Annotated in this window: 8 protein-coding genes; 3 read left to right on the top strand and 5 right to left on the bottom strand. The window is 70.6% G+C overall.

The features are described 5' to 3' along the window. Positions 1-1,299: cell envelope integrity protein CreD (creD, locus tag GVN67_RS27430; RefSeq protein ID WP_160000494.1), on the top strand; the 1,299-nt coding region annotated here is incomplete at its 5' end. Continuing rightward, positions 1,296-1,871: a hypothetical protein gene (locus GVN67_RS27425; RefSeq protein ID WP_160000493.1), complete on the top strand. Its 576-nt coding sequence runs from the start codon at positions 1,296-1,298 to the stop codon at positions 1,869-1,871. The genes creD and GVN67_RS27425, both read left to right, overlap by 4 nt. A gap of 18 nt (positions 1,872-1,889) precedes the next feature. Here the strand turns inward: GVN67_RS27425 and GVN67_RS27420 are convergent, their stop codons facing one another. From GVN67_RS27420 to GVN67_RS27400, 5 genes are all read right to left on the bottom strand, one after another. Next, positions 1,890-2,705 carry a transporter substrate-binding domain-containing protein gene (locus GVN67_RS27420; protein ID WP_160000492.1) on the bottom strand — a complete coding sequence of 272 codons (816 nt, stop codon included), beginning with the start codon at positions 2,703-2,705 and terminating at the stop codon, positions 1,890-1,892. 53 nt (positions 2,706-2,758) lie between these two features. Further along, positions 2,759-3,415, bottom strand: coding sequence for an amino acid ABC transporter permease (locus GVN67_RS27415; RefSeq protein ID WP_160000491.1), 657 nt, complete (start codon positions 3,413-3,415; stop codon positions 2,759-2,761). Positions 3,416-3,427: 12 nt separating this feature from the next. After that, the gene (locus GVN67_RS27410; protein ID WP_160000490.1) at positions 3,428-4,099 is read right to left on the bottom strand and encodes an amino acid ABC transporter permease; all 672 of its coding nucleotides are present in this window, start codon (positions 4,097-4,099) and stop codon (positions 3,428-3,430) included. A gap of 184 nt (positions 4,100-4,283) precedes the next feature. Continuing rightward, entirely contained in the window at positions 4,284-4,787 is a 504-nt protein-coding gene (locus tag GVN67_RS27405; protein ID WP_160000489.1) for a hypothetical protein, read from the bottom strand. Beyond that, positions 4,775-5,446, bottom strand: a complete 672-nt coding sequence (locus GVN67_RS27400) for a TIGR02594 family protein (RefSeq protein WP_160000488.1) — start codon at positions 5,444-5,446, stop codon at positions 4,775-4,777. Before GVN67_RS27400 ends, GVN67_RS27405 begins: the two co-directional genes overlap by 13 nt. Before the next feature lie 193 nt (positions 5,447-5,639). On the opposite strand from GVN67_RS27400, the gene GVN67_RS27395 reads away from it, so the two are divergent. Beyond that, positions 5,640-6,826 (top strand): serine/threonine-protein kinase (locus GVN67_RS27395; RefSeq protein ID WP_160000487.1); only part of this gene is annotated, 1,187 nt, incomplete at its 3' end.

Genomic DNA, 6,826 nt, shown 5'->3' with positions numbered 1-6,826 from the left:
GCCCCGCCCGCGCCGCCGCGCCCGACATTGGGTCCGCTGCCGCGCAAGCTGATCGGGCTGCTGACGCTCGGCCTGCTGCTGCTGGTGCCGCATTTCCTGATCGACGACGTCATCGGCGAAAGGCAGAGCCGCCAGCGCGAGGTGGAAGAAGAAATTGCCCGCAGCTGGGGCCGGCCGCAAAGCGTGCTGGGGCCAGTGCTGGTGCTGCCCTATATCGGCACGCTGCCTTCCTCCGGCAGCCAGACGGAAAAGCGCGGCCGCGGCGAGATCATGCTGCTGCCGACGCAGCTCAATGCCCGCGCCGTGCTGGCGCCGGAGACCCGCAAGCGCGGCGTCTTCGAGACCACCGTCTATGCCGCGCAGCTGTCGCTGGACGGCAGCCTGACGGTGCCGCCCATCGCCGTGCCGGGTGTGGCGGATGCCGAACTGCTGTGGCGCGAGGCCTATCTGATGACCGGCGCCAGCGAGCTGCGCGCCGGCGGCGGGCGGCTCACCGTCGATGGCGCGCCGCTCGCCGCCAGCGACATGCCGAGCGACCCGAACCTGTGCGGCCCGGCCGAGACGCAGCGCTGGCCGCTGAACCTGGACGGCCCGCCGCAAGCCGGGCGCGAACTGCGCTTCACCCAGGCGCTGGAGCTGCGCGGCACCAGCCGGCTGCACCTGCTGCCGCTGGCCGGCCAGACCCGGCTGCACCTGGAGGCGCCCTGGCCCAGCCCGAGCTTCGGCGGCGCCGCCCTGCCGCAGAGCTCCGACGTCACCACCGCCGGCTTCTCCGCCGAGTGGTCGATGCGCGGGCGCGGGCTGCTGCTCCGGCAGAACCTGCGCGCCTGCGGCGAGGCGGATGGCATCGGCGTGACCCTGCTGGAGACGGTGCCGACGCATCGCATGGTCAGCCGCGCCTCGAAATACGCGATGCTGTTCCTGTCGCTGGCCTTCGTCACCTATCTCTGCTTCGAGCTGGTGGCGCGCTGCCGCATCCACCTGGTGCAATACGGGCTGATGGGCTGCTCGGTGCTGCTCTTCCCGCTGCTGCTGCTGGCGATCGGCGAGCCGCTGGGCTTCGGCGCCGCCTATCTCGTTTCTGCTCTTGCCGTGCTGCTGCAGGCCTCGGCGCATACGGCGGCGGTGACGCGACGGCCCGGGATGGCGGGCGTCTTCGCCGGCGTCATCGGGCTGCTCTTCGGTTTTCTGTATGTTGTCCTCAGCCTGGAATCCTATGCGCTGCTGGTCGGTGCCCTGGCCCTCTTCGCCGCGCTGTCGGCGGTGATGGCGGTGACCCGCAAGGTCGACTGGCAATGACCATCGCACGACGGTGGTGGAGGGTGGTGCTGGGCACCGCCCTCCTGGCGGGCGTCGGCCTGCTGCTGCCCGCGCTGGTGGCCCGCGCCATGGATCATTTCGTGCTGCCGCACCTGCCGACCTACACGGCGACGGCGACCCTGCCGGATGCGACGCCGCGGGTGACGCTGGATGTCTATCCGCTGCCCGGGCTGCAGGGCGAATATGCCCGCCGCCTGCGCTTCACCGGGCCGGCCGGCACCGTCACGGTGAACCCGATCGCCGATACCGGCGGCTATAGCCGGGTCAGCCTGTACCGCACGCCGCGCGGCGACATCGCCGCCGTCACCATGCTGGGCGAAGATTTTTTCCACGATGCCACGGCGGGGACGGTGCGCAGCCTGCGCAGCTATGTCGGGGGCGAGCGGGTGGACGGGGGCTTCACCTATCTCGGCGCCTTCGACTTCGTCGAGACGGCGGGCCGCCAGGGCGTGCATTTCCGGCTGATCCCGCCGGAGGAGCAGGCCGAATGCAACCCGGCCAAGAGCGGCGTGGCGGCCTGCGCCCGGCTGCGGGCGGCGCGGCGGGAATGAGCCGCCGCGCCGCGCCTCTCAGAACTGCGGCATCGGCGGCAGCGGGTCCATCGCCGCCTTGAACCAGCGCTGGTGGATGGCGGCGAGCTCGCCATTGTCGACGATCGACTTGATGAAGCTGTTGGACCAGTCGCGCAGCGCCTCGTCCTGCTTGCGGAAGGCCATGCCATTGGCCTGGGCGCGGAGCGTGAACTTCGGCTCGATCTGCAGGTTGGCGTAGCCGGCGGAAAGCTGGGCGAGGACGGTGTTGCTGGCGCCGATCGCCTGGGTCTGGCCGGAGATGATCGACTGGGTGGTGGTGGCATCGTCGTCGAAGCGCATGATGCGCGTCTCGCGCGGGGCGATGGCGGAGAGCGCGGTGTCCTGGGTGCTGGCCCGCGCCACGCCGACGCGCACGCCCTTCAGGTCCTCGGCATTGCGGATCTGCGTGCCCTTGGGCGCCAGGATATAGGTGGTCAGCGCGCTGTAGGGGTTGGAGAAGAGCACCTGCTTCGAGCGCTCCTCGGTGATGCCGAAGGTCGCCACCAGCATGTCGACCTTGTTGGTCAGCAGGAAGGGAATCCGGTTCGGGCCGGTGACCGGCACCAGCTGCAGCTCGACGCCCAGCGCCTTGGCCAGCAGGTTGGCGACATCGACGTCGTAGCCGGCGGGGTTCTGCTTGTCGTCGGTGCCGCCGAAGGGCGGGTAGTCGGTCAGCGTGCCGATCTGGATGCGGCCGCGCTTCTTGATGTCGTCCGGCGTCGCGGCCAGCGCCAGGCGCGGCAGCAGCGACGCGCCGGCGGCGCCGAGGGCCAGAGCGCCGAGGCCGCGGCGGCTGATGGAAGGAAAGGTCATCCTGGAGTCTCCCTGTGTTTTTCTGAATAGTCGTTTTTCTGGTTAGTCGGTGGTCAGGCGCGCGCGGTGGCCTCGGCCAGGCGCCGCTCCATGCGCCGGCTATAGGCCGATAGCGGCCAACAGATGATGAAATAGGTCAGCCCCACCAGGCCGAAGATGGTGAAGGGCTGGAAGGTGGCGTTGTTGATCACCTGCGCTGCCCGGGTCAGCTCGACGAAGCCGATGATCGAGGCCAGCGAGGTCGCCTTGATCAGCTGCACCAGGAAGCCGACGCTGGGCGGGATGGCGATGCGGATCGCCTGCGGCGCGACGACCAGGCGCATCTGCGTCCAGTAGCGCAGGCCGAGCGCGCCCGAGGCCTCCCACTGGCCGCGCGGCACCACCTCGATGGCGCCGCGCCAGATCTCGCCCAGGAAGGCGCTGGCATGCAGCGACAGGCCGATGGCCGCCGCCGCCCAGGGGTCGACGTCGAGGCCGAAGATGCCAGGGATGAAGAAGGCCAGCACCAGCTGCATCAGCAGCGGCGTGCCCTGGAAGATCTTGATATAGGCGAAGGCGATCCAGCGCAGCGCGCGGATGCTGCCCGCCCGCATCAGAGCGATGACGACGCCGCCCAGGCTGCCGCCGATGAAGGCGGCAACGGAGAGCAGCAGCGTCCAGCGCACCGCCGCCAGGATGAAGAGGACCTCGTTGGGACCGAAGCTGCGCATGGCCGGGCCCTCCTATCGCGCGGCCGGCTGGCGCAGGAAGCTGCGCTCGATGACGGCGAAGATGCCCCAGAACAGCAGCGACATCGCGAAGTAGATGCCGGTGACGACGAAATAGACCTCGAAGCTGCGGAAGTTGCGGGCCTGGATGTCGTTGGCGGCGGCGGTGAGCTCGGCCGCCGCGATCGCCGAGCAGACGCTGGAATTGAGCATCAGCAGGATGAACTGGCTGGTCAGCGACGGGTAGATCGCCTGGATCGCCGGCTTCAGCACGACCAGGCGGAAGATCTGCAGCGGCGACAGGCCCAGCGCCCGGCCGGCCTCGATCTGTCCGTGATGGATGCTCTCGATGCCGGCGCGGATGATCTCGATGCCATAGGCGCCGACATTGATCACCATGGCGAGCAGCGCGGCCTGGTCGGCCTCGAGGCGGATGCCGATGGCGGGCAGGCCGAAGAAGACGATGAAGATCTGCACCAGGAAGGGGGTGTTGCGGATCAGCTCGACATAGGCGTCGATGACGAAGCGCAGCGCGCGCGGCCCGTTGTTCTTGCCCAGCGCGCCGGCCACCGCGACCACCAGGCCGATGGCCATCGAGGCGGCCGAGAGCCACAGCGTGCGCAGGGCGCCGGCCGCGAGCTCATCCCATGCCGCGAAGACCTGGCTGAATTCGAAGGTGTAGTTCATGCCGCCTGGCGGCCCGCTTCGGGCATGGCCATGCTCCCCTGCTGCTGGCGGGCCTTGGGCCGTCGCCGTTTCATTCCTGGACAGCGGAAGGCTGACGTGGAACGCGCCGCGTGGCAAGGGCGATCGATGTCCAGGAATAGAAGGGGGATTCGGGGGAATACTGTCCCCCGACCTTTCTTACTTCTTACTCATCTTCCAGATAAAGCCGGGTGAGTTTCCACTGGTTGCCGATGCGGCTGAAGACGAGGGCGCCGATGCGGGCCTGGTCGTCGGTGACGGTGGGCCGCCGGGGATTTTGGGTCAGGCTTTCGGTGCGCTGGACCAGGTCGCGGTTGGTCTGGGGCTGCCGTGGCGAGAGCCCGCTATCCTGGTCGAGGGCTTTCTTCAGGGTGGCGGCGAAGCGGTCCTGTCCGATGCGCTGGATGCCGCTGCTGTCGAGGGTGCCGGCGACCTCGAGCGGAAAGCGGGTCATCTGCGCCAGCGTCGCGTTGTCGCCGGCCAGCACCGCCGTGCGGAAGGCTTGCCACCGGGATTGCAGCGCCGCCGGGATTCCCGCGGTGCTGACGGTCGCGACGGCAGGCGCTTGGGCCGCGCAACCTGTCGCCAGCAGCGGGCAGGCCAGCAGCAGCGCCGCCAGCAGGGGGGCGCGCATCGAGGCGCGCATCGAGACGCGCATCACCGGGGCCACCGCTGCGCCTCGATGTCGTAGCTGGCGAGGTTGAAGTTGGACAGCTTCACCATGTTGCCCTGGTTGCCGCCCAGCAGCGTGATGCGCCCCGCCCCCTGCTGCGTCATGAAGCCGACGTGATAGCCGGAGGAGGAGCCGGTGGAGGCGTCATGCCCGCTGCGGCGGCGGCGCAGCACGGTGATGGCGCCGTAGCGCGGCCCGGTGGCCGAGCCCCATCCCTTCCAGCTCTTGGCGGCGGCGCTGTTGGTGCCGCTGTAGCCGGCCTGGCGCACCACCCAGTTGACGAAGCTGGCGCACCAGGCGACCTCGTCGGTCTGCGCCTGCAGGCCGGTGGTCATGTGATACTCGATGATGCGCGGATTGTGGCGGCGACCGGGGATTTCGGCGACGCCGAGCTCATCCTCGGCGATCGCCATCCAGGGCGCGCTGCCGTCATCGGCCGCGGCGGCGGCGTGCTGCGGCGCCGGGTTGGCCACGGCCATGGCGCGCGGCTCGGCGGCATGGCCCGGGATCGACTGCTGCGCGCCCTGGTAGGCGCGGAGCGCGGCGCGGGTCTTCGGGCCGATGATGCCGTCGACGGCAAGATGCGGCGGCGGACGCAGCTTGGCGTTCAGCATGGCCTGGAGGCGGCGGACCTCATCGGATCGTGCGAGCGGCATCGGATCTCTCTTGCTTGTGGGCGCGACGGATCGCGCCGAATGCTGCGCCGCTCTTGAGAACGACGCGGGCGGCAGGCTAGATGCGGGCTGCCGCCTGGTCCATGCGGCGGCGGCGATGCTGCAGGTCACAAATCCGGGGGTCCGTTGCGCGTGAAGACTGGACGCCGCCATCGCCGCGCCGCAGGCTGAGACGATGTCCGAGCCTGCGGTGCCGGCGGCGATCGCCGCCAAATACGAGATCCGCGGCACGCTGGGCCGCGGCGCCACCGGCGTGGTGCTGGACGCCTTCGACCGGCTGATCGCGCGCCCCGTCGCCATCAAGCTGGTCGAGCTGCCGCCGGCGCACGAGCCGGAGGCGGCGGAGGTGCATCAACGCTTCCGGCGCGAGGCGCAGGCGGCGGGGCGGCTGTCGCATCCCTCGATCGTCGCGATCCACGACTATGGCGAGACCGCCGAGCAGGCCTGGATCGTCATGGAGCATGTCGGCGGCGGCACGCTGAAGGCGCTGCTGGATGGCGGCCGGCGCCCGCCGCTGGCCGACAGCGTCCGCATCATGGCGCAGGTGCTGGAGGCGCTGGCCTATTCGCATGCGCGCGGCGTGGTGCACCGGGACATCAAGCCGGCCAACATCATGCTGGCCGAGCCGGACGAGCGGGGCAGCCCGCGCATCAAGATCGCCGATTTCGGCATCTCGCGCCTCGAGGACCAAGCGATCACCCGGCTCGGCACGGTGCTGGGCACGCCGAGCGCCATGGCGCCCGAGCAGCTGCGCGGCGAGGCCGCCGACCATCGCGCCGATATCTGGGCCGCCGGCACGGTGCTCTACCAGCTGCTGACCGGGGAGAAGCCGTTCGAGGGCGGCTTCTCGGCCATCATGCACAAGGCGCTGCACACGGAGCCGGTCGCCCCCTCGCTGCTGACGGTCTCGGTGCCGCGCGCCTTCGACGATGTGATCGCCCGGGCTTTGGCGAAGCGCCCCGAGGATCGCTTCGCCAGCGCCGCCGACTTCGCGGCCGCCATCGCCGAGGCGGCGGATGCCGGCACGGAGAAGCGTTTTGCCGACTCTGGCCCGCTGCCGGGGCTGGACGAGGATGCGACGATGGTCGGCGCGCCGGCAGCGGCCGCTGCCCCGCCGCCGGTGAAGAAGCCGCTGGCCGCGCCGCGGGCCGCGCCGAAGGCCCGGAAAGGTGGGCTGGGCTGGGCGCTGCCGGTGGTGGCGCTGCTGGCGATCGGCGGCGCGGCGGGCGCGTATGTCTTCTGGCCGCCAGCGACGACGCCCGCCGGCAGCGATGGCCCGCCGGTCGTGACGGCGCAGCCCGGCCCCCCGGTGACGCCGCCACGGCCCGAGGCGCCGCCGCCCCCGCCGCCGCTGACGGGCGG

Source organism: Roseomonas sp. 18066, from assembly GCF_902706185.1.
In the GTDB taxonomy this organism is placed as follows: Bacteria; Pseudomonadota; Alphaproteobacteria; order Acetobacterales; family Acetobacteraceae; genus Pseudoroseomonas.
This window is presented reverse-complemented; position numbering and strand designations above follow the sequence as displayed.